This window comes from Micromonospora sp. NPDC127501, assembly GCF_040302185.1.
Taxonomy (GTDB): domain Bacteria; phylum Actinomycetota; class Actinomycetes; order Mycobacteriales; family Micromonosporaceae; genus Micromonospora.
In genome coordinates this window covers 1-20,290 of the sequence record NZ_JBEORJ010000012.1, presented here as the reverse complement: position 1 = coordinate 20,290, position 20,290 = coordinate 1, and the positions used below count along the sequence as shown (strand labels likewise).

The window sequence follows — 20,290 nt, the reverse complement described above, 5'->3', positions numbered from 1 at the left end:
CACCCAAGGAGCCTCCGGCATCGCGCCGGAGGCTCCTTGCTGTGCCCGTAGGTGGGCTCGCCACCTCGAACGGCGTCGAGCGGCAGCCCACCGAGGATCACGACGACTACCCGGCACGTCACCCCACAGTCACCGAGCCCCGCGTCGCGGTGCCCAGCCCGCGGCCTCGTCCCCGGCGATCGGGTAGCCGATCTCGGTGAGGTCCACCCGCAGGTCGGCGACGGTGAGCTGCGGATTCAGGGCCCTTGTCACGGTCTCGGTGAGCGGTCGATGGGCGACGACGTGCTCGACTGCCGCCCGGTCCACCGTCATCTCGTAGTAGTCGACGGCGAACTCGATGAAGCGGTCGACGATGTCGTCGAACAGGATGTCGAGCAGCCCGGACCCGTCCGGGCCGTTGTCGTCGTACGGTCCGCTCGGTGGTGGGAAGGCGATGCCGTCACCGGCGTGCCAGCGATCGTCCCCCGCCAGCCGCCACAGCACTGTCGTCGCGACGAGTTGCCCCTCCTCGTCGCAGAAGGCGGGTTCCGTCACCTGTGGACGCAGGACCTCCGGTACACCGTCGACCAGGCCCGGCCACAGCTCGTGGTCCGGATGACAGTACGGCGACATCACCGACTCATGATCAAAGAGTCGGATGAAGGCGCCGTCGGCGGTGAACACGACGGTCCACTCGTCGCCGCTGCCGTTGCTCATCAGCGCCGCCTCGTCCGGGCCCCAGTTCGAGGTGTAGGCGTAGTAGGGATCCCCACCGTCGATGATGCGTTCGAGCACGGCCAGCGCCTTGCAGCGCTGCCGCAGCAGGTCGATGTCAGGAAGTTTGGTGGCGACGTCGTAGGCGGTCACCGCGTCACCCTAGTGAGGCGGCAGCACCCCCGGTCCCGGGGGCGAGGACCCGGGTGAAGAACGCCAGGGTGTCGCGGATCAGCGGCTCCAGCGGCACCCCGGCGAAACAGTGGTCGGCCCCCTGCACCACCGACAACTCGACCTCGGCACCCGCCGCGGTCAACGCTGCGGCAAGTTCTTCGCTCTGCCCCACCGGTACGACCAGGTCCTGATCGCCGTGGATCAGCAGCATGGGTGGGGCCTGGCCGGTCACGTAGGTGATCGGACTGGCCGCCCGGCCCAGCCCGGGGTTCTCGGCCAACGGGGCGCCGATCAGCAGTGACTCGGGCGAGTCCGCCGCGTCGTGGTCGATCGTCCCGGACGGGTGTGCCTGCGACTGCATGGTCAACAGGTTCGACGGCGCGTACCAGCAGACCGCCGCCCGCACGCCGCTGTCGTCCTGGTCGTCCCCTGTCAGCGCGAGCATCGAGGCCAGGTGGCCACCGGCCGACTCACCCCACACCCCGATCCGCTCGCGGTCCACGCCCACCGTGTCGCCGTGTCGGCGCAGCCAGCGCACCGCCGCCGTGACGTCGTCGAGTTGAGCGGGAAAGTGCGCCTCGCCGCTGAGCCGGTACTGCGCGGAGGCGACCGCGAACCCGGCACGAATGGCGGCGGTGAAGGGATCGACTTCCATGAGCCAGTCCGCCGGGTGTTTGGGCGAGCCGAACAGCCACGCGCCGCCGTGGATCCACACCAGGACCGGGGCTGGTGCGGGGGCACCGGCCGGCACGGCAAGGTCCAACGTCAACGGGCGGAAGCCCGGGACCTCATTGACGACGATGTCGCGGTGCTCGACCCGGTCGGTCCAACCTCGGGATGCCGCATCGGTCATCGGGCCATCTTCGCACCGACGGCCCCGCCGTACCCGTGACGGAAGCCGAGTTGATCACTGCTGCTTGTCGGGCGTGGCGGGGCGGGCGCGGACGTGCAACCGCTCCCCCTGCGGCCCGAAGAGGCTGATCGCTTCGGCGGTGCCGGGGCCGGGGTTGAAGAAGAGGTGCGGAATGCGGGTGTCGAACTCGGCCACCTCCCCCGGGGTCAGCGTCAGATCACGGTCACCGAGCAGCAGGCGTAGCCGGCCGGAGAGCACGTAGAGCCACTCGTACCCCTCGTGGCCCTGCGGGATTCGGCCCCCGGCGGACGGGTCCGGCGGGAAGATCTGCTTGAACGCCTGGACACCGCCCGGCCGGCGGGTCAGCGGCAGGTACGTCACGCCGTGGATGACTATCGGTTTGGGGCGTACCCGGGGGTCGCCGGTGGCGGGGGCGTCGACCAGTTCGTCCAGCGCCACCTGGTAGGCCCTCGCCAGTGGGAGCAGTAACTCCAGGGTGGGGCGACGGCTACCCGACTCCAGCCGGGACAGGGTGCTCACCGAGATGCCGGTCAGGTCGGCGAGCTGGGTCAGCGTGGTCCCGCGTTGGTGACGCAGGGCACGCAGCCGGGGGCCGACGGCCGCCAGCGCGGCGCTGTCCTCGTTTGCCATAACGGCAAGGATAGTTGCCACCTTGCCGACGGCGACAGATGGTGGGCGCAGCCGACAGAGCAAGAGGGAGATATACCGGTGGACGAGACATATGACGTGGTGGTGGTGGGTGGCGGTGCCGCAGGGCTCAGCGGGGCCCTGGCGCTGAGCCGGGCCCGACGGTCGGTCCTGGTGATCGACTCCGGTGAGCCGCGCAACGCGCCGGCCGACCGGATACACAACTACCTCGGCCGGGAGGGGACACCGCCGGGCGAGCTGCTCGCGATCGGCCGGGCGGAGGTTGCCGGATACGGCGGGCAGTTCCACACCGGGCGGGTGCAGGCCGCGACCCGGGACGACGACGGGTTCCGGCTGAGCCTCGACGGCGGGGAATCGGTGCGGGCCCGCCGGCTGCTGGTGACCACCGGTCTGACCGACGAGCTGCCCGACGTGCCCGGCCTGGCCCAGCGGTGGGGTCGCGACGTGCTGCACTGCCCGTACTGCCACGGCTGGGAGGTCCGCGACCGGCGGATCGGCGTCCTGGCGACCAGCCCGCTGAGCGTGCACCAGGCCGAGATGTGGCGACAGTGGAGCCCCAGCGTGCTGCTCCTGCTGCACGACTCCCCGGCGCCGGACGCGGAGACCGCCGAGCGGCTCGCCGCCCGCAGCATCGCGGTGGTGCCCGGCCCGGTCGCCGCGGTGGAGGTGACCGACGACGCGCTGACCGGCGTACGGCTCGCCGACGGCCGGGTGGTGGCGCTCGACGCGATCGTGGTGGCGACGCGGCTGACTCCCCGCGCCGACGTGCTGGTGGGGTTGGGTCTGGCCCCGGAGGAGGTGACGATGGGTGAGCACGTCATCGGTGCCCAGATCCCGACCGACGCCACCGGCGCGACGACCGTCAGTGGTGTCTGGGTGGCGGGCAACGTGGCCGACATCCGCGCTCAGGTGATCACGTCCGCCGCGGCCGGCCTGAACGCGGCGGCGGCGATCAACGCCGATCTCATCGCCGAGGAGACCCGCGACGCGGTGTCCGCGTACCGGCAGATGGTGGCAACGACGTTCGAGGAACCCGCGTGGGAGGAGCGCTACCAGTCCCGCCCCTCGGTCTGGAGTGGCCGGCCGAACCCGCAGCTGGTCGCCGAGGTCACCGACCTGGCCCCGGGACGCGCCCTGGACGTGGGCAGCGGCGAGGGCGCCGACGCGGTGTGGTTGGCCGAGCGCGGCTGGCAGGTGACGGCTGTGGACATCTCCACCACGGCGTTGAGCCGGGCCGCCGCGCACGCCGAGGCCGCCGGCGTGAGCGACCGGATCGAGTTCACGCACGCCGACCTACGGGACAAGCCGCCCACCGAGGAGGCGTACGACCTGGTGTCCGCGCAGTTCATGCACCTGCCACCGGCGGAGCGGCGGGAGTTGTTCGGCCGCCTGGCCGCGGCGGTGGCACCCGGAGGCATCCTGCTGATCGTCGGGCACCACCCGTCCGATCTGTGGGGGTCGGCGCACCGGATGCACATGCCGGACGCGATGTACACCGCGCAGGACGTGGCCGCCGATCTGGAGCCGGCCCGGTGGGAGGTGCTGGCGGCTGAAGAACGCTCCCGGATGGCCACCAACCAGAACGGCGAGGACATCACCCTCCACGACGCGGTCCTGGTCGCCCGCCGACGCTGACCTCGCACGACCACGGTTCCCGTGTCGGCCTGCGTCGATCATGGAGTGGTGGTGGACGACAAAGGTGGTGGAGCACCACCTTTCCGGCACCACGAGTCCATGATCGGCGCGGGAACGGGGCAACGCGGGACGACAACGTGAGAGGTGGTGGGGCAGGACTTCGCATGAGGTCCGCTCGGCGGTAGCGTTGCGCCACACTGACGGCCCGTGGGGCAGGCGACCGCCGACCCTGACGCCCCGATCGTACGGAGGATGGTGCATGTCCATCGGCGCTGAGCCGCACGCAGCACGCGACGATGCGGCCTCCCGGCCGAGCTTCGAGCTCGCCCTGCGCGGATACGACAAACGCCAGGTGGACCGGCACCTGGAGCAGCTCGACGGCCAGATCGCGATGCTGAGCGGGGAGCACGGGCGCTCCGCCGTCCGCGTCCGTGAACTGACCGCCGAGGTACAGCGGCTGCGCGCCGAACTGGCCGAGCTTCAGGAGCAACCCGTGCAGGTGGACCGCGCTTCGTTCCATGACCTGGGCCCGATGGTCGGCGAGATCATGGCGCTCGCCGAAAAACAGGCTGGCATCATCACCGAGTCGGCCACCGACCGGGCCAACGAGCTGCGCAGCGAGTCCGAGCGGATCCTCGCCGACACCCGTGAGCGGGCCGCGCAGGCACGTCAGGACCTGGCCGAGGAACTGGCCGCCCGGCGGGCCGAGCAGGAGCAGGCGCACGAGGAACGGCGCGCCCTGGCCGAGGCCGAACTGACAGCGATCCGCGAGCACGCCGAGCAGTTGCGGGCCGACGGTGAGGCCGCGCACGAGCGCGCCCAACACGAGGCCAAGCGGATCACCGAGCAGAGCGCCCAGCAGCTCAACCAGACCCGGGTCGCCGCCGACGCGCTGATGAAGTCGGCCCGTACCCAGATCCAGCAGGAACTCCAGTCGGCCCGCTCCAAGCACCAGCAGGAGATGGCCCAGTGGCAGGCCAACGTGGAGCGAGAGGTCAACGAACGGCGTACCGCCGCCGAGCAGGACATCGCCGAACAGCAGGCCGCCGCCGAGCAGGAGCTGGCCGAGGAGCGCAGCGCGACCGAGCAGCAGATCGCCGCGCTGCTGGCCGAGGCGCAGCAGCACGTGACCGAGCTGCGCAACCGCGCCGACGAGCAGGCCGCCAGCCACCAGCAGCAGCTCGCCGCCCTGCAGAAGGAGCTTGAGGAGCGCCGGCAGGAGGCCGCCGAGCTGAACGCCGAACTGGACACCGGCCGCCAGCAGCTCGCCGAGATCCGCCAGGAGGGCGAGACGCTGGAGAACGAGCTGTCCCGGATGCAGCAGCGACTCAGTGAGGTCCGTCGGGACCTGACCGCCGAAAGCGCCCGGTTGGACGAGGCCCGGCGTGCCGGGGACTCCGCCGAGCGGCACGCCAAGGAGGTCCGCGCCCGCGTACAGCGGGAGGCGAAGCGCGTGGCCGACCTCGCCGCCGCCGCGGTCATGGCCGCGGCAGCCGGCGGTACGGAGACCGCTGAGTACCCGATGGTGGGTTCCCGCTCCAGCGCCGACCGGCCCGCCCCGGAACGGGTAGGAGTCGAGCGGCTCAACGTCGACCGCGTCGGCGTCGACCGGCACCCCGCGGAGCGACCCACCGTGGACGACGCGGACGCCGATCGCGCCACTACCGACCGCGCCCCACTCAACGCCGCACCTGCCGACCGGAGCCCCGTCGAGAACGGCTACGCCGACCTGACCCCGGTGGAACAGACCAATGGCGACCGGGCCCCAGCGGAGCAGGCGAACGACGAGCATGCGGACGCACCGGCGGTGGCGGACGAGTCGACGACGTCCGACCGTACGGCGGCCCGGGAGGTCAGCGCCGACGACGCCGAGCGGATCTTCCCTCGGCACATCGGCACTGACGCACCGACACCCGTACCGTTCCTGGCCTTCGGGCAGCCGGTCAGCGAGAACGGCGCCGCCCGGCACTGACCTCAGCCGCGGTTGCACCCGGGCCCGGAGCGGATCCGCGCGGGCCCGGGCCGAGCGCTCGGTCGACGACCACGCCGCTCAAGAGGGCGACTGGGCTGACCGATCGAGGTACTTCCGCAGCTCGGCGACCTCCTCGTCGGTGAGGACGGGCGCGAAGTCGAGGTGCTCGCCGGGATGGACGGCTGTGCCGGAGCCGGCCACCGTGACGAACCAGGCGCCCTCGTGGCCGAACCAGTGCGCCTGCCCGGCCATACCGACGTCGACGGCGTCGTCCGGCGCGGCGGACTCACCTGCCGAGACGATTCGCACCCACTGCCCGTCGCGCCCATACGGCGGCTGAGGGATCACCACGTCCAGGTGATCCTGGGCGATCTGATCCGCCGGCACACCGAACAGGCGGGCCGCACCCTCGCGTGCCACAGTGCCCACCTCCCTCAGGCTGCCGGTGACGCCGACCAGGACCTCCCCCTCGGGTCCTTCGACCAGCACTGCGTACGAGCGATCCGGCTCATGGCGGACCCGTGCACGGAACCGCAGTGGGACGTCGGGCATCCAGCAATGATCCCGTACCGGGCTCGCCACGTGGTCCGTCGACGTCACGGCGGTCTACCTCTCATCAACGATCAAGGCACGGGCGATTCTGGGCGGAACCGGGTCGCCGTACCCGGTTGAGCTGGCAGGCTGGGCTGGCCGCCGCGCACCAGCGGTGGCTGCCGGCCCGGCCGGTGACCGAGAGGAGCGCCCGGTGACCGACCAACCGGAGGAGTTCGACCTGCTCGTCGTCGGTGGCGGCAAGGCCGGCAAGACGTTGAGCATGGACGTCGCCCGATCCGGGCAGCGGGTCGCCATGGTCGAGCGCGGCATGATCGGCGGCAGCTGCATCAACGTCGCGTGCATCCCGACGAAGGCGCTGGTGACCAGCGCGCGGGCCGCCCGACAGCTGCGGGACGCGTCGGCGCTCGGCCTGACGGTGCAGGATGGCCGGGTCGACATCGACCTGTTGCGCGCGCACAAGCAGGACGTGGTCGAGGGGATGGTCGCCGCCAACCGGCAGCAGTTCCTCGACTCGGGCCTGCACCTGGTGATCGGCGAGGCCCGGTTCGTCGGCCCACGAACCGTACGGGTGGCACTCGCCGACGGCGGCGAGCGGCTGCTGCGCGGCAACGACGTGGTGATCAACACGGGCACCCGGCCCCATCTGCCGTCGGTGCCCGGGATGGCCGAGGCCGGCGTGCTCACCAGCGACGAGTTGCTGCACCTGGATCGTCTGCCGGCCCGGCTGGTGGTGCTCGGCGGCGGCACCGTCGGGGTGGAGTTCGCGCAGATGTTCGCGCTGTTCGGCAGCGCGGTGACAGTGGTCGAGGGTGGTCCACGGCTGCTCACCCGCGAGGACCCCGACATCAGCGACGCGGTGATGCGCGTCTTTCTCGATGATGGCATCGACGTACGGGTGGGCGTGGCGGTCGCACGGGTCGACCGGGAGGCCGACGGCTCGCTACGGGTGACGCTGGACGACGGCAGCGTGGTTCTCGGGGACGACGTGCTGGTGGCGGCCGGCCGGGAACCGGTCACCGACGGGCTCGGCCTGGACGCGGCAGGCGTACGGCTCAGCGAGCGCGGCTTCGTGGAGGTCGACGAACACCTGCGCACCAGCGCCGAGCGCACCTGGGCGGCCGGAGACGTCGCCGGCAGCCCACAGTTCACCCACGTCTCGTTGGACGACTACCGGATCATCCGGGCGAACCTCGCGGGAGGCCAGCGCAGCACCGCCGACCGGCTGATCCCGTACACCGTCTTCACCACGCCGGAGCTGGCGCGGGTCGGGCTGACCGAGACCGAGGCACGCCACGCCGGGCACGACATCCAGGTCGCCCACCTGCCGGTCGCCGCCATCCCCCGGGCACGCACCCTGCGCCAGACCCAGGGCATGTGGAAGGCGGTCATCGACACCAGCACCGACCGGATCCTCGGTGCGGCGTTGCTCGGCGCCGAGGCCGGTGAGGTGATCACCTCGGTGCAGTTGGCCATGCTCGCCGGAATGCCGTGGACCGCCCTGCGGGACGCGGTCATCACCCACCCGACCATGACCGAGGGTCTCAACCTCCTCTTCGCCTCGCTGGAGTCCAGCCCGGTCCGCTGAGCGCCGCGAAGCCCGCCCGACAACCGCGCAACGGGGCTACCCGGCGATCTCGTCGCGTACCCGTTGTTGGAAGGCGCGGGCCTGCGCCCCGGTGGGCGGCGGCCCGCCGTGCCGTGCGACGACCGCCTGACGGATCACCTCGGCCCGGTCGCCGGCATCGATCAGCCGCTGACCGGCCGCGACCTTGGCCAACCAGACGCCGTCGCGGTGGCGCACCAGCGACCGGCAGGCGCCGAGTACGGCGTCCTCGGTGCCGGGCGCGGGTTGGTCGGCCGGCGGTGTGGGCAGGGCCAACCACCAGGACAGCGCCTCGATGAGCAGCCGGCGAAGGTCGGCCGGCGCGAGGTCGGTGAAGGCCTCCCCCGCCGGCGGGCCCAGCAGTGGGAGTCCACTCTGGTGCAGGATGCTGCGATCGAGGCCGTACCAGAATCGGCCGTCGGCGGCCGGCCGGTCGGCGGGGTCGAGGGTGCACCGGAACGGCATTCGGGATCCGGTGTTCAGTTCGACCTCGAAGCCGGGCTCCGGGGTGCCGGAGGCGGCCACCGCCCGGTCGTAGACGACCAACTCCAGTCCGCGCGCGGGGCAGGGCAGCGCCTCGTGCCGCAGCCGGGCGACCAACGACTGCTTGGCGGCCTCGGTGAGCGGTCCGGCGCTGAGCAGCGCCACGTCCACGTCGCTGCGGCCGGGCTGGTACGCCCCGAGCCCCACCGAGCCGGCCGCGTACGCGCCGACCAGTTCGGCGCCGAGCACGTCCCGGGCGGTGCTGACGAGGTCGTCGAGGTAGCGCTGAAGATCGGAGTGCACGGGCCATCATGGCGCACGGGTCGACACCCGGGCGGGGCTACCCCGCGTAGAGCAGCAGCAGACCGGCGACGGTGTAGGCGACCATCAGTGCCAGCAGGGGTAGTTGGCCGGCCACCGCCCGGGCCCGGGGGAACAGGTACAGGGCGCGGTCGTGGGCCAGCAGCGTGCCGAGCAGGTGCCCGAGGATGATGACGGTGATCTGGAGGGTCGCCACCCCGGAGGGCGTGATCAGCGCGGTCTGCGGTTCCCAGTCGGCGGTGCCGAGCCAGTTGGCGCCGTTGCCCAGGGGGTCGGAGAGCAACGCGACGGTGCGCTGGCCCTCCAGGATCAGCAGCGAGTAGTAGTGGGCCACCACGTACCCCACCGCGATCGGCACGATGGAGTGGGCGATCTCGCCGGGCACCCCACGGGCCTCGGCCGCGTCGGCGCGACCGATGCGCGCCGCGGCTCCGGTGGCGGCGAGGTACGCCACCGCGACGGCGGCGATGACGAGGCTCAGACCGGCGCTGCCGGTGACCGCCGGGTGCAGGCCGTTCTCCTGGCCGAAGCGCAACCAGCCCGGCGCGTTGGAGAGGCTGTCGTACATGGTCGAGCCGAGCAGCACGATCACCACGGCGACCAGCCCGGGGCGGGGTCGCAGGCCGGCGATCCCGTCGAGCGGGTTGCGCCAGACCAGCACGCCGTCGGCGGCCCGGCCGAGCGGGGCGAGCTGACCGATCAGTGTGCTGTACGCCTCGAACGGGTCGGCGTGGTCGAACCAGCCGGCACCGAACAGCACCGCGCCGGCCAGCAGGACCACCGCGTACCCGGCCAGCCAGGCGGTGATGACCGGCAGGGTGGCCCGGTCGGGGGCGACCAGTTCCAGCCAGACGAACCCGAGCAGGGTGGCGGCGGCCGGCCACCACCCGACGCTGTCGGGCAGCTCACGGAGCCCACGGTTCGGGTCGCGCCGTGCCGCCAACGCCGCGAGCAGGTGCACCGTGCGCAGCGGGTTGACCGCCCGCCAGATCGGGCCGAGCAGCAGCGACAGCGGGGCCAGCCCGACCCAGAGCAGCACGTAGAGCACGCCGGCGGTCGGGTTGTCCGCGGTGTCCGGCCCGCCCAGCAGACCGAGGCAGAACCAGGCGGCGGCGAGCAGGCCGAGCCCGCGCAGCGCCCACCGGAACGCTGGCGCGTCGACGAGTCGGGCGAGCCACCGCGGCACCGGGCGACCGCCGGTGGCGTCCCGGTCGAGCCGGGGTTCACGCCAGAGCAGGCCCAGCGCCACGAACGTGACGACGAGGGTCAGCGCTGCGGCGACGACGAGCTGCGGCAGTGTGATCGGCAGGTCCTGGCGGCCGCCGACGCCGTGTGCCAGCAGCGTGGGAGCGGCCGTCATGTCGTTCAGCGGACGACGAGCTGGAAGAGCACCAGCTCGGACTCGTGCGTCTCCACCTCGAACAGCCCGGTCTTGTCGGCGCGGAACTCCACCGAGCCGGGCGTGCCGGCCGGCAGCCGGGCGCCCAGGTCGTAGCCGTGCACGTGCAATTCGTCGGCCACGTCGGAGGTGACGGTGATCCGGACCAGCTGACCCTTACTGACGGTGACCCGTCCGGTCGGCGGATCGACCCGCTTCTTCGCGATCGTGACGGTGATCTGTTGGTCCACAGCGGTGGTGCTGGCGGAGGCGCCGGGCGTGCTGGTGGCCGTCGGGGTCGGCGCGGTGGGGGTGGCGCTCGACGGGGCGGCGGACGTCGGTGCCGTCGAGGGGGTGGCCACCGAGGGGTCGTCGTCCTGCCCGCAACCGGCGAGGAGCAGGGCGGCGAGGGTGGCGGCGGCGAGGGCGGCGGCGGTCCGGGCGGCGGGGGTACGGACGAACACGGGCGGACTCCGAACGACGCGAGGGGGACGGGTGTCGGGTTGATCGTCGGGGAGGAGAACTCTACGTCTTGTTCGGTGCCGGGGAAATGACCATGATGAACGAATGCGATCGAAGCTGGTCTCTGTGCGTAAGGTCCTGAGCCGTGTCGTGGCGGCGCTGGCGGCGACCCTGGTGGTGTCGTTGCTGCTGCCGGTCGCCCCGGCGTCCGCGCACGGCCAGCTGGCGACCTCCACGCCGCTGAAGGGCACTGTCGTACGCGAGCCGCTGACCCATCTGGCGTTGTACTTCACCGAGAAGCCGGCGTCCAACGCGCACTTCGCCATCAGCGGTCCGGACGGGTCGCGAGTGGACAACGGGTGGTCCTACGGTGAGCCGAAGCGACTGGACAAGCCGGTCACCGAGTACTTCATGGTCAACGGCGTGTTCGAGCCACGGCTCTACCACACCGGCTTCCCGGCCATGGTGACCGTCGCGCACTGGCCGGCGAAGGGCCGCTACACCGCCAGCTACCTCTCGGTCGCCTCGGACGGTGAGGCGGTGCGGGGCGAGGTTACGTTCGACTACCAGGGCCCGGGCACGCCGGCCCCGGCCGGCTGGTCGGCACCCACGGCGGGGCCGGATCCGGCGCTGCTCGCCCAGGCCGAGGGCGAAGGATCGACCAACCCCGGGGCCACCGGCAGCCCGGTCGCCCCCACCGGCGCTGCGGCGGACGACCCGGCTGGCGCCACGCAGGAGCAACGCGGCGGCGGGTTCCCGGCCTGGCTGATCCCGGCCCTGATCGTCGTCGTGGTCTCGGCGATCGTGCTGGTGGCGGCCCGCCGCCGACCCGCCACGCGCGGAGTCTCCAGTGTGGATCGCCGGTCCGCCGGCGGCGCGGGCCGGAGCGGAGCCGCAACGCGCAAGTCCGCCAGCCCGCCCCGGAATCGTGCGGGTGGCCCGGCGCGGCGCGGGCGGCGGTAGACCGTCGCAGCAACCGGGCATTCTTCGCGTACCGTCGTGAACTTTCGTACGGACATTGGAAACTTTTGATGTATCGAGGCGAAGCCATGGACAGTCGAATCGAAACCCCTTAATGTTCCGAGCCATCCACCCGGTGTTTCCGCAATGTCACTCGTCGGCGTCGAGGACGTTACGGAGCCGGGCCGACGGTCATCCTCACCGCTGATCCACGCCGGCCGTCGGACACTCCACTGCCTCCTGGAGGAACGATGGGCACACGCCTGCTACGCCGAATTCACCATCCCGTCCTGGGTGCGCTGGCACTCGTCCTCGCCGCCGGCCTCTGGGCCGTCCCCGCCAACGCCGCCCCCGCGCAGGAACCGGGCGTCACGCTGCGCGTCTTCGACGTGCAGGTGCCGCTGTCCGAGCTGTGCACGCTCAAGCCCGCCCAGACCCCGAACGTGGACAAGTTGATGTCCACCATCAACTGGACCTCGGCGGCCGACTTCGGCTTCGAGGACAACTTCGTCTCGCAGGTGCTCGGCAACATCACCACCACCCAGGCCGGCAGCTACACCTTCCGGCTCAGCAGTGACGACGGCTCCAAGCTGTCGATCGACAACGCCGTGGTGATCAACCATGACGGCCTGCACGGCGCGACCCCGCCGAAAGAGGGCACTGTCACCCTCACCGCCGGCCTGCACCCGCTGCGCATCGACCACTTCGAGCGTGGGGGCGGGCAGCAGATCACCCTGGAGTGGAAGACTCCCGGTTCGTCGACCTTCGTGGTCGTACCGAACTCGGCGTTGAGCACCGACGCCGGCGTGGTCCGGGTGACCGCACCCGGACGCAAGGAGTGCGAGGGTGTCTCCGACACTCCCGGTGACGGCCTGCCGCTGACCGGCGTGCACCCCGGCTACACACTGACCAACCTGCGGCCCAGCGGCTTCCAGCCGAAGGTCACCGGCATGGACTGGCTGACCGACGGCCGGCTGGTCATCAGCACCTGGGGCGGCAGCGACCAGTCCGGCACCTCCCAGGACGGCGAGGTCTGGATCCTCGGCAACACCGGCGGTTCGACAACCCCGGGCAACGTGACCACCAAGAAGATCGCCGGCGGCCTCAAGGAACCCATGGGGCTCAAGGTCGTCGACGGGGTGGTCTACGTGACCGAGAAGCAGCGGCTGACCCGGCTGGTGAACACCGGCGGTGACGAGGTGGCCGAGCGTCTGGAGACCGTCGCCACCTGGCCGTACGGCGGCAACTTCCACGAGTTCGCGTTCGGCCTGCTCTACCAGGACGGGTTCTTCTACCTGAACCTGTCGGTGTCGATCAACTCCGGCGGCGCCACCACCAACCCGCAGCCCGCCACCAACCGGGGCACCACCCTCAAGGTCAACAAGGACACCGGCGCGGTCAGCTACGTGGCCGGCGGTCTGCGTACGCCACACGGCATCGGCTGGGGCCCGGAGGGCGGCATCTTCGTCACCGACAACCAGGGCGGCTGGCTGCCCTCGTCGAAGCTGGTGCACGTCAAGCAGGGCCGGTTCTTCAACCACTACACGAACCCGGCGGGTCCGTTCGACACCGCTGCGGTCACGCAGCCGGTGCTCTGGATGCCGCAGAACGAGATCGCCAACTCGCCCAGCACGCCGCTCTACCTGACCAGCGGTCGCTACGCCGGCCAGTTCGTCATCGGTGACGTGACCTACGGCGGCCTGCAACGGGCGAATGTGGAGAAGGTCAACGGCGAGTACCAGGGCGCGCTGTTCCGGCTCACCCAGGGCCTGGAGGCGGGCGTCTCCGAGGTCAACGTCGGCCCGGACGGCGCGATCTACGTCGGCGGGCTCGGCGCGGGCGGCAACTGGGGCCAGAGCGGCAAGCTGTCGTACGGCCTGCAGAAGCTCACCCCGAACACCGCCACCACGTTCGAGATGCTCGCGATGCGCGCCACCACGACCGGCTTCGAGGTGGAGTACACCCAGCCGGTGTCGACGGCGACAGCCACCGACCTGGCCGCGCGCTACAAGCTCAAGCAGTGGCGGTACGTGGCGACGTCGAACTACGGCGGTCCGAAGATCGACGAGGAGACCCTGACCGTCACCTCGGCCACCCTCTCGGCGGACGGCAAGAAGGTCAGCCTCACGGTGCCCGGTCGCAAGGCTGGCAGGGTGGTGTACCTGCGCTCACCGCGCCCGTTCACCTCCACCAGCGGCCAGTCCCTGTGGAGCACCGAGGCGTGGTACACGCTCAACTCGATCCCGGGCAGTCCCCCGCCGCCGACCGGAGGCACCATCACCGGCATCGGTGGCAAGTGCCTGGACGTCGACAACGCGGGCACCGCCGACGGCACGAAGATCCAGCTCTGGACCTGCAACGGCACCACGGCACAGTCGTGGACGAAGGTCGGCGACACGTACCGGGTGCTGGGCAAGTGCCTGGACGTGGACAACGGCGGCACCGCCAACGGCACGAAGGTTCAGCTCTGGACGTGCAACGGCAGCGGCGCGCAGGTCTGGCAGCCGCAGGCCGACGGGTCGATCCGCAACCCGCAGTCCGGCAAGGTCCTGGAGGCCGCCGGCGGTAGCAGCGCCGACCGCACCCAGATCCAGCTCGGCACGTACGCGGGCGGCGCACACCAGAAGTGGGTGGTCAGCAGCGGGGTAACCGGCTGACCTCGGACGAAGGGGCGTGGTCTGACCGGCGGGTCAGGCCGCGCCCCGCCCCGGCGCGCCGGCCGTGGGTCAGGGGCCGTGCGGCAGCGGCTGCGCCAGTGCCCGCAGGTCCGCCGGGAGTTGGGCCAGGGCGTCCTCGAACTCCCGGTGCCCGACCACCCGGTGCATCGTCTGGAGCACCGCGCGGGTACCCCGCTCGGCGGCCGGACGGTCGATCCCGGAGCGGTCGGCCACCCGGCGCAGGAACTCGTCGTAGCCGAACGTTTCCGGCGGCTCCGCTGCCTTGACCAGCAGCGGGCTCAGCTCGTCGGCCAGGTGGGGGGCCAGAGCGCCCGCCTCCCCACCGCTGAGCCGCTCGGTGAGAGTCCGCAGGACCGCCTCGGTGAGCGAGCGCGCCTGCTCCGGCGGGAGACCCGCCCGTGCCGCAACCTTGTCGACGAACGCCAGCTCGGCCATCCCCCCGCCCTTCACTTTCGGAGACGCGTGGCTACCCGGGCCCATCGGCAGCAAACCCGGCAGCGGCGGCGGGATGGTTCTGCTGGTTGCTCCGCGCAGTGCCGTCCGCTTCTCGTACGGTGAGGTCGGACCGGGAACCCGACGGCTGCCCGACGGCGGCCCGTGCCGCAGGAGGAGCAGATGGCCCTCGACCTGCCCGACGTGATCGACCGGTACTTCCGGGCCGTCAACGACCGGGACCTGGACGCCTTCGTGGCCTGCTTCGCGGACACCGCGAGCGTCGCCGACGAGGACCGCCTGTACGACGGGCGGGCCTCGATCCGCGCCTGGCGGCAGAAGACGATGGACGCCTACTCGTACACCGCGGAGCCGGTCCGGGTCACGTCGCAGGCGGGCGACTCGTACCTGGCCATCACCCGGGTGTCCGGCGACTTCCCCGGCAGCCCGATCGAGCTGCGGTACCGGTTCACGCTGCGCGACGGGCTTATCGGCGCCCTGGACATCCGCCCCTGACGCCGAGGTGGTCCACCGACACGAAGGGAACACCGTGCCGCGAGTCTGGCTCGTCACCGGCTGTTCGCGTGGTCTCGGCCGCGCCCTCGCCGAGGCCGTTCTGGCCGACGGCGACCACCTGGTGGCCACCGCCCGCAACCCGGCACAGCTCGACGACCTGGTCGACCGGCACGGTGACCAGGTCCGGACGCTGGCCCTGGACGTCAACGACCCCGCCGCCGCCCGTGCCGCCGTACGCACCGCGGTGGACACGTTCGGACGGCTGGACATCCTGGTCAACAATGCCGGGTACGCCGACGTCGCCGCGATCGAGGACATGTCGGAGGACGACTTCCGGGCGCAGGTCGAGGCGAACTTCTTCGGCGTGGTCAATCTGTCCCGGGCCGCCCTGCCGGTGATGCGCGAGCAGGGGCGCGGGCACATCGTGCAGATCTCCAGTGTCGGCAGTCGGGTCGCGAGCACAGGTCTGGGCGCGTACCAGTCCGCCAAGTGGGCGGTCAGCGGCTTCTCCGGGGTGCTCGCCAAGGAGGTCGAGGCGTTCGGGATCCGGATCACCACTGTCGAACCGGGTGGGCTGCGCACCGATTGGGCCGGCTCGTCAATGAGCGCCCTGCCGATCAGCGAACCGTACCGGCCGGTCATCGACCCGGCCGTGCAGCGGCTGCGCCAGGCCAGCGGTGCCCAGCCGGGCGACCCGGCCCGCGCCGCCCAGGCGATCATCCGGATCACCCGGGTCGACGACCCGCCGCTGCGGTTGCTGCTCGGCGCCGACGCCGTGGCCGCCGCCCAGGCGGCCGCCGAGGCCCTCGCCGCGTCGGACGCGAAGTGGCGGGAGTTGAGCGAGTCGATAGCCTTCGACGCAACGCCCTGACCCGACTCCCCTGCCAGACCGACCAGGCTGCCGGGGCCGCCCGGCTCATCTCGTTGCTGCCGGGGCCGCGAGGCTGGTCGGGCCCGCCCGTAGGTGATCAACCGCCGAACGGACGAGACAGGGAAGAGGGCAGTGGGTGACATGATGTGGCGACAACAGCTGTCGCTACGAGAAGGGTTCCGGCTGCCCGATGGCGCACTTCGAGGCTCGCACGCCCACGACACCCGCGCGGAACGCGGTGCCGTTGGCCGGGCAGCCGCACCGGGCGGGCTGATGCCGGGCGAGCGACGGGAGACCGTGGCCGAGCAGAGTGTCGCCACCCACGCCGCGGACACCATGGCGTATCAGGTCGCGACCGACATACGTGCGCTGCGCGCGTTCGTCAGCGCCGGGGCACTGGCCCGTGGCTTGTCGGCCGAGCGGGTGGAGCTGTTGACGCTGGCGGTCAGCGAGCTGGCCACCAACACGTTGCAGCACACCACCGGCGGCGGCTGGGTACGGCTCTGGGCCGAGACGGGTCAGCTGTTCTGCGACGTGGTCGACCAGGGTCCGCCGCGGGCGTTCGGCCGGAGCATGCCGGCCGCCGACTCGGTACGGGGTCGCGGGCTGGCGATCGTGGAGCAGATCTGTGACGAGGTCGCTGTGCTCACCAGCCCCGGTGAGACCGTCGTACGGATTCGCCTGAGTCTGTGAACGTCGGCGGCGATCCCCACCCGCCCGTGCCAGGTCGGCTGCCACAATGCGGACAGCCCGGGCCGACGGTGGCACCGGGTCGGACCCGAACGGGAGGACGGCACGATGCCGGACAGCGCACGCGAGGCCGAGCTGCTCGACGCCGAGCGCACCCTGCAGGCCGCCCAACGGGCCGGCGACGTCGCCGCCCTCGATCAGCTGCTGGTCGACCAGCTGATCGCCATCGGCCCGGACGGGCGTACCCACAGCAAGCAGGATGACCTGGCCGCCCACCGCGACCGCCGCTCGGTGGTCGCGGAGTTGGTGGAGGAGGAGCTGGACCTGCTCGTCGTCGGCGCGACGGGGGTGACGTTCTTCCTGGGCCGGGTGTCCGGGGTCTTCGAGGGGGCGCCGTTCGCTGCGCGGCTGCGCTACACCCGGACGTGGGTCCACGACGACCCGCACGGCTGGCGGGTCCTGGCCGCACACATCAGCCCGGTCTGACTCAACTGCCGTCCTCGTCGTCCTCGTCGAGCAGACCCTGCTCGTCGAGGAACGCGAACCACCGATCGTCGGCGGGGGTCAGGTCGGCGTAGCCCGGCCCGAGCAGGTAGTACTCCACGAAGGATTCCACGTCGGGGGCAAGCTCCTCGAACGTGTCGGACATGAACCACTCGGTGCCGTTCGGTGGGAAGTACCAGATCGCACCCGTGCCACGATCCATGAAGATCGGCTCGTCGCTGCGGACGCCGACCACCAGCCAGCCCGCCCGGTCCTGTGGGATGGACGAGAAGTCCGGCGCGTAGTCCAGGTGGTACTGCATCCCCGGAAGGGTCGACGAGGACGCCAGCTCGACACGACCCGCCCGCAGCCCGTCGGCCACCAACAGGAGATCCCGCAGGTCGGCCGGGAGCCCCGCCGGCACGGCGTCGATGGCCGCCCCCTCGCCGAACTCGGCGTAGGCCAGGCTGTCCGGCAGATCGGCCAGCTCAGCCCGCAGTTCCTCGATGAGCTGCCGCAGCTCGAGGTTCAACGCACCACCTCTGTTCGGATGAGGTCCCGTCCGGCATTGCCCCCGGCTGCCCGGAGACCTGCGAGCCGATGCGCGGTTTGGTTCTACCACGCACCAGCTCGCCAGAGCGTCACCTCGCCGAATCCGCCAGCCGGGCCGTTACCACCAGCTCGTCGAGCTGAGCCGACCCGGCGGGTTGCTCCGGCAGCCGGCTGTGGTGCTGCGCCTCGTCGAGTCGCGACGCCAGCTCGGCCAGGTCCCGGCCGAGGACCGGGCCCGCCACCAGGCCGTTCAACCCACCGTGTTCGGCGGACCGCTTCGCCGCGATCAGCTCAGGAAGGTACGCCGGCGCCGCCTCGGCGAGCAGCAGGCTCGGCAGGTGCGCCAGCATCCGGCCGGTGCGCATCAGGTGCACGCCGGTGAGCAGCGCCCGGAAGGCGTAGAGCAGTGGTTTCAGCTCGCCGGTCGTGTCGAACAGCCGCCGCTGGGTGGCGGCGAAGCCGCGATAGTGGTGCGCGTGGTGCCGGGTCAGCACCAGCGGTGCCAGCTCGACCAGCGCGGCGTGCACCGTCGTGGTGTGCACCACCAGCGGTGACAACAGCTGTTCCAGCACGTACCCGTTGCGCCGCAGCATCAGCCGCACGAACTTGCGCAGGTCGTGGGTGACCAGGTCCAGCTCCACGCCGTCACGGTCGGCCATGACCGTACGGGTCTCGGTCGGCTGCGCCAGCCCGATCAGGTCCTCGACCGGAAGCAGATGCGCGCCGCGCAGGTCGACGTCCGAGTCGGTGGACGGGAACCCGTACAGGTGGGCGCCGGAGACGGTGGCGAACACCAGCGGGTGCGGCTGCTCGGCGACGATGGCGGTCAGGTCGACGCCGACCGGCAGACCCGCGGCCTCCCAGGCCGTCACGCGGAGCACCGCACGGAGCGTTCCCGGACCGAGATCAACCACTGCTCGACCCTTGTCTCGTCGGGCTGGTCGGGTAACGGGCTGGTGGCCAGGTCCGCGGTCATCCGGCTCACCAGCCGGTCCCGCCAGGCGACGATCTCGGCCCAGGGCACCTCACCCGCCTTGACCGCCAGCAGACGGTCGCGGTCCGCGCCCACGTCCAGCACCAGACGGCCGGTGCGGACCAGGTCACCCCCGGCGGTCAGCAGTCGGATCAGGTGCATCACGTGCCGCCACGCCGGAACGCCGGCGCGGGCGATCCCGCGCTCGGCCTTCCCGAACTGGGCGGTGGCGTAGCGCAGGTAGGTGCCGGCCACCCGTCGGGACAGGAAGGCCGGCGTGAGCGACCGGAGTTCCGCGCCCAGCGGGGTGCACGTTTCGACCAGCGGAGAGTGCAGCACCTCCAGGACCGTGGGATTCGCCGCCAACCCGAGCGTGCAGACCCGCTCCACCTCCCACCGCACCTGCTCGTCGAGCGGCCCGTCGTGGTGGCGCGCAGGTTTCCGGAGCCCCCAGAACGCCGAGGCCGGCAGGGCGTACACCCCACGGCGGTCGGTGTCCGAGGCCGCGCTGGACAGCCCGAACGCGCGGGAACCGACGACCACCTGCAAGATCGTGTGGTCGTCGACCAGCTGATCCGTCAGTGCGTGCTCCACTGCCGCCGCCTCCCCCGAGCGTTGCGCCGACCGCCCAGGCGGCCGTTGTCCGGTGCACACCATGCCGGTCCGGGAGTGCTGACGTCGAGCCCTTTCCTCAGCTCACGACGGCGTCGATCACGCCGACGCGCAGAGTGCCGTCGTTGAGGGGCGTGCAGCGGATGCCGCCGGTGGTGCGCAACGCCTTCCACGTCCCCGGGCCGACGGTGACGTCCATCCAGGCGCACGGTCGGGCCGCCCGGTTGACCCGCAGGCTGACCGGGCCGTCGCCGGAATCCAGCACCAGCACTCTGCCGATCAGCTCGTCCACGGCGATCCCGGTGGTGAGGATGTTGCGCCGCACCTCGGCCAAACCGATGCCGACCGGCAGCGACTCCTGGGCGATGACGGTGACGCTGGCGTCGCGGTGTGCCTGCTGGCCGAAGTACCGGTCGCCGACGATGCCGAGGCCGGCCCGGATCCGGACGGCGTCGACCAGCTCACCGGGCGGGGCCGGAGCCGGGCCGTCGGCGGGCCGGCCCAGGAAGCGGTGCACGGGCGAGGCCAGCAACTCGACGATCTCCGGCATGGCAGGAAGTCTACGAACCGGACAGGCCCAGCCGGGGCAGGTCGACGGATGAGCGCGGTGGGGGGGGGGGCGGCCCCCCGGGCCCGCCCCCCCCCCCCCCCCCCCCCGAGGGGTTGGGGGGGGCGGGGGGTGTGGCGGGGAGCCCCCCCCAATAAGAAAAAAAAAACGAAAAAAC

General features: G+C 71.7%; 21 protein-coding genes. 9 read left to right on the top strand and 12 right to left on the bottom strand.

What is annotated here, in order from left to right:
* Positions 1-129: 129 nt before the first annotated feature.
* The 3 genes from ABTW72_RS24885 to ABTW72_RS24875 are packed head-to-tail and all read right to left on the bottom strand — an operon-like array spanning position 130 to position 2,371.
* Positions 130-846, bottom strand: coding sequence for a hypothetical protein (locus tag ABTW72_RS24885; RefSeq protein ID WP_350862284.1), 717 nt, complete (start codon positions 844-846; stop codon positions 130-132).
* 4 nt (positions 847-850) lie between these two features.
* The gene (locus ABTW72_RS24880; protein WP_350862282.1) at positions 851-1,720 is read right to left on the bottom strand and encodes an alpha/beta hydrolase fold domain-containing protein; all 870 of its coding nucleotides are present in this window, start codon (positions 1,718-1,720) and stop codon (positions 851-853) included.
* Positions 1,721-1,774: 54 nt separating this feature from the next.
* The gene (locus tag ABTW72_RS24875; RefSeq protein ID WP_350862280.1) at positions 1,775-2,371 is read right to left on the bottom strand and encodes a helix-turn-helix domain-containing protein; all 597 of its coding nucleotides are present in this window, start codon (positions 2,369-2,371) and stop codon (positions 1,775-1,777) included.
* A gap of 78 nt (positions 2,372-2,449) precedes the next feature.
* Between ABTW72_RS24875 and ABTW72_RS24870 the strand changes: the two genes are divergently transcribed.
* Both ABTW72_RS24870 and ABTW72_RS24865 read left to right on the top strand, forming a co-directional pair.
* Positions 2,450-4,024 (top strand): methyltransferase domain-containing protein, encoded by a 1,575-nt coding sequence (locus tag ABTW72_RS24870; protein ID WP_350862278.1) that lies wholly within the window; start codon positions 2,450-2,452, stop codon positions 4,022-4,024.
* 259 nt (positions 4,025-4,283) lie between these two features.
* On the top strand, positions 4,284-5,996 hold the full coding sequence (locus tag ABTW72_RS24865) for a coiled-coil domain-containing protein (protein ID WP_350862276.1): 1,713 nt from the start codon (positions 4,284-4,286) through the stop codon (positions 5,994-5,996).
* A 78-nt stretch (positions 5,997-6,074) separates the two neighbouring features.
* Here the strand turns inward: ABTW72_RS24865 and ABTW72_RS24860 are convergent, their stop codons facing one another.
* Positions 6,075-6,548 (bottom strand): hypothetical protein, encoded by a 474-nt coding sequence (locus ABTW72_RS24860; RefSeq protein WP_350862274.1) that lies wholly within the window; start codon positions 6,546-6,548, stop codon positions 6,075-6,077.
* A 193-nt stretch (positions 6,549-6,741) separates the two neighbouring features.
* On the opposite strand from ABTW72_RS24860, the gene ABTW72_RS24855 reads away from it, so the two are divergent.
* The gene (locus ABTW72_RS24855) at positions 6,742-8,136 is read left to right on the top strand and encodes a dihydrolipoyl dehydrogenase family protein (RefSeq protein ID WP_350862272.1); all 1,395 of its coding nucleotides are present in this window, start codon (positions 6,742-6,744) and stop codon (positions 8,134-8,136) included.
* A 36-nt stretch (positions 8,137-8,172) separates the two neighbouring features.
* On the opposite strand, the gene ABTW72_RS24850 is transcribed toward ABTW72_RS24855, so the two are convergent.
* Genes ABTW72_RS24850 through ABTW72_RS24840 form a run of 3 tightly spaced genes read right to left on the bottom strand, consistent with a single transcriptional unit; the run spans position 8,173 to position 10,800 of the window.
* Positions 8,173-8,940 carry a nucleotidyltransferase domain-containing protein gene (locus tag ABTW72_RS24850; protein ID WP_350862270.1) on the bottom strand — a complete coding sequence of 256 codons (768 nt, stop codon included), beginning with the start codon at positions 8,938-8,940 and terminating at the stop codon, positions 8,173-8,175.
* 37 nt (positions 8,941-8,977) lie between these two features.
* Positions 8,978-10,318, bottom strand: coding sequence for a hypothetical protein (locus ABTW72_RS24845; RefSeq protein ID WP_350862268.1), 1,341 nt, complete (start codon positions 10,316-10,318; stop codon positions 8,978-8,980).
* 5 nt (positions 10,319-10,323) lie between these two features.
* The gene (locus ABTW72_RS24840; RefSeq protein WP_350862266.1) at positions 10,324-10,800 is read right to left on the bottom strand and encodes a cupredoxin domain-containing protein; all 477 of its coding nucleotides are present in this window, start codon (positions 10,798-10,800) and stop codon (positions 10,324-10,326) included.
* A gap of 124 nt (positions 10,801-10,924) precedes the next feature.
* Between ABTW72_RS24840 and ABTW72_RS24835 the strand changes: the two genes are divergently transcribed.
* Together ABTW72_RS24835 and ABTW72_RS24830 are read left to right on the top strand one after the other, a co-directional pair.
* Positions 10,925-11,761, top strand: a complete 837-nt coding sequence (locus ABTW72_RS24835) for a copper resistance CopC family protein (protein ID WP_350862264.1) — start codon at positions 10,925-10,927, stop codon at positions 11,759-11,761.
* A gap of 248 nt (positions 11,762-12,009) precedes the next feature.
* Positions 12,010-14,415: an RICIN domain-containing protein gene (locus ABTW72_RS24830; protein ID WP_350862262.1), complete on the top strand. Its 2,406-nt coding sequence runs from the start codon at positions 12,010-12,012 to the stop codon at positions 14,413-14,415.
* 69 nt (positions 14,416-14,484) lie between these two features.
* Here ABTW72_RS24830 and ABTW72_RS24825 read toward each other — a convergent pair whose 3' ends face one another.
* Positions 14,485-14,871, bottom strand: a complete 387-nt coding sequence (locus ABTW72_RS24825; RefSeq protein WP_350862260.1) for a DUF2267 domain-containing protein — start codon at positions 14,869-14,871, stop codon at positions 14,485-14,487.
* Positions 14,872-15,051: 180 nt separating this feature from the next.
* On the opposite strand from ABTW72_RS24825, the gene ABTW72_RS24820 reads away from it, so the two are divergent.
* The 4 genes from ABTW72_RS24820 (at position 15,052) to ABTW72_RS24805 (ending at position 17,431) form a co-directional block, all read left to right on the top strand.
* Entirely contained in the window at positions 15,052-15,384 is a 333-nt protein-coding gene (locus tag ABTW72_RS24820; RefSeq protein ID WP_238682406.1) for a nuclear transport factor 2 family protein, read from the top strand.
* A gap of 34 nt (positions 15,385-15,418) precedes the next feature.
* Entirely contained in the window at positions 15,419-16,255 is an 837-nt protein-coding gene (locus ABTW72_RS24815) for an oxidoreductase (protein WP_350862258.1), read from the top strand.
* A 141-nt stretch (positions 16,256-16,396) separates the two neighbouring features.
* Entirely contained in the window at positions 16,397-16,948 is a 552-nt protein-coding gene (locus ABTW72_RS24810) for an ATP-binding protein (protein ID WP_350862687.1), read from the top strand.
* A gap of 105 nt (positions 16,949-17,053) precedes the next feature.
* Positions 17,054-17,431, top strand: coding sequence for a nuclear transport factor 2 family protein (locus ABTW72_RS24805; protein ID WP_350862256.1), 378 nt, complete (start codon positions 17,054-17,056; stop codon positions 17,429-17,431).
* Between the two features lies 1 nt (position 17,432).
* Here ABTW72_RS24805 and ABTW72_RS24800 read toward each other — a convergent pair whose 3' ends face one another.
* From ABTW72_RS24800 to ABTW72_RS24785, 4 genes are all read right to left on the bottom strand, one after another.
* The gene (locus tag ABTW72_RS24800; RefSeq protein ID WP_350862254.1) at positions 17,433-17,960 is read right to left on the bottom strand and encodes a hypothetical protein; all 528 of its coding nucleotides are present in this window, start codon (positions 17,958-17,960) and stop codon (positions 17,433-17,435) included.
* Positions 17,961-18,069: 109 nt separating this feature from the next.
* Positions 18,070-18,828, bottom strand: coding sequence for a nucleotidyltransferase domain-containing protein (locus tag ABTW72_RS24795; RefSeq protein WP_350862684.1), 759 nt, complete (start codon positions 18,826-18,828; stop codon positions 18,070-18,072).
* Positions 18,829-18,848: 20 nt separating this feature from the next.
* Complete coding sequence (locus ABTW72_RS24790) at positions 18,849-19,547, bottom strand: nucleotidyltransferase domain-containing protein (protein ID WP_350862252.1); 699 nt, start codon at positions 19,545-19,547, stop codon at positions 18,849-18,851.
* A gap of 97 nt (positions 19,548-19,644) precedes the next feature.
* Positions 19,645-20,115, bottom strand: a complete 471-nt coding sequence (locus tag ABTW72_RS24785) for a molybdenum cofactor biosysynthesis protein (protein WP_350862250.1) — start codon at positions 20,113-20,115, stop codon at positions 19,645-19,647.
* Between the last annotated feature and the right edge of the window lie 175 nt (positions 20,116-20,290).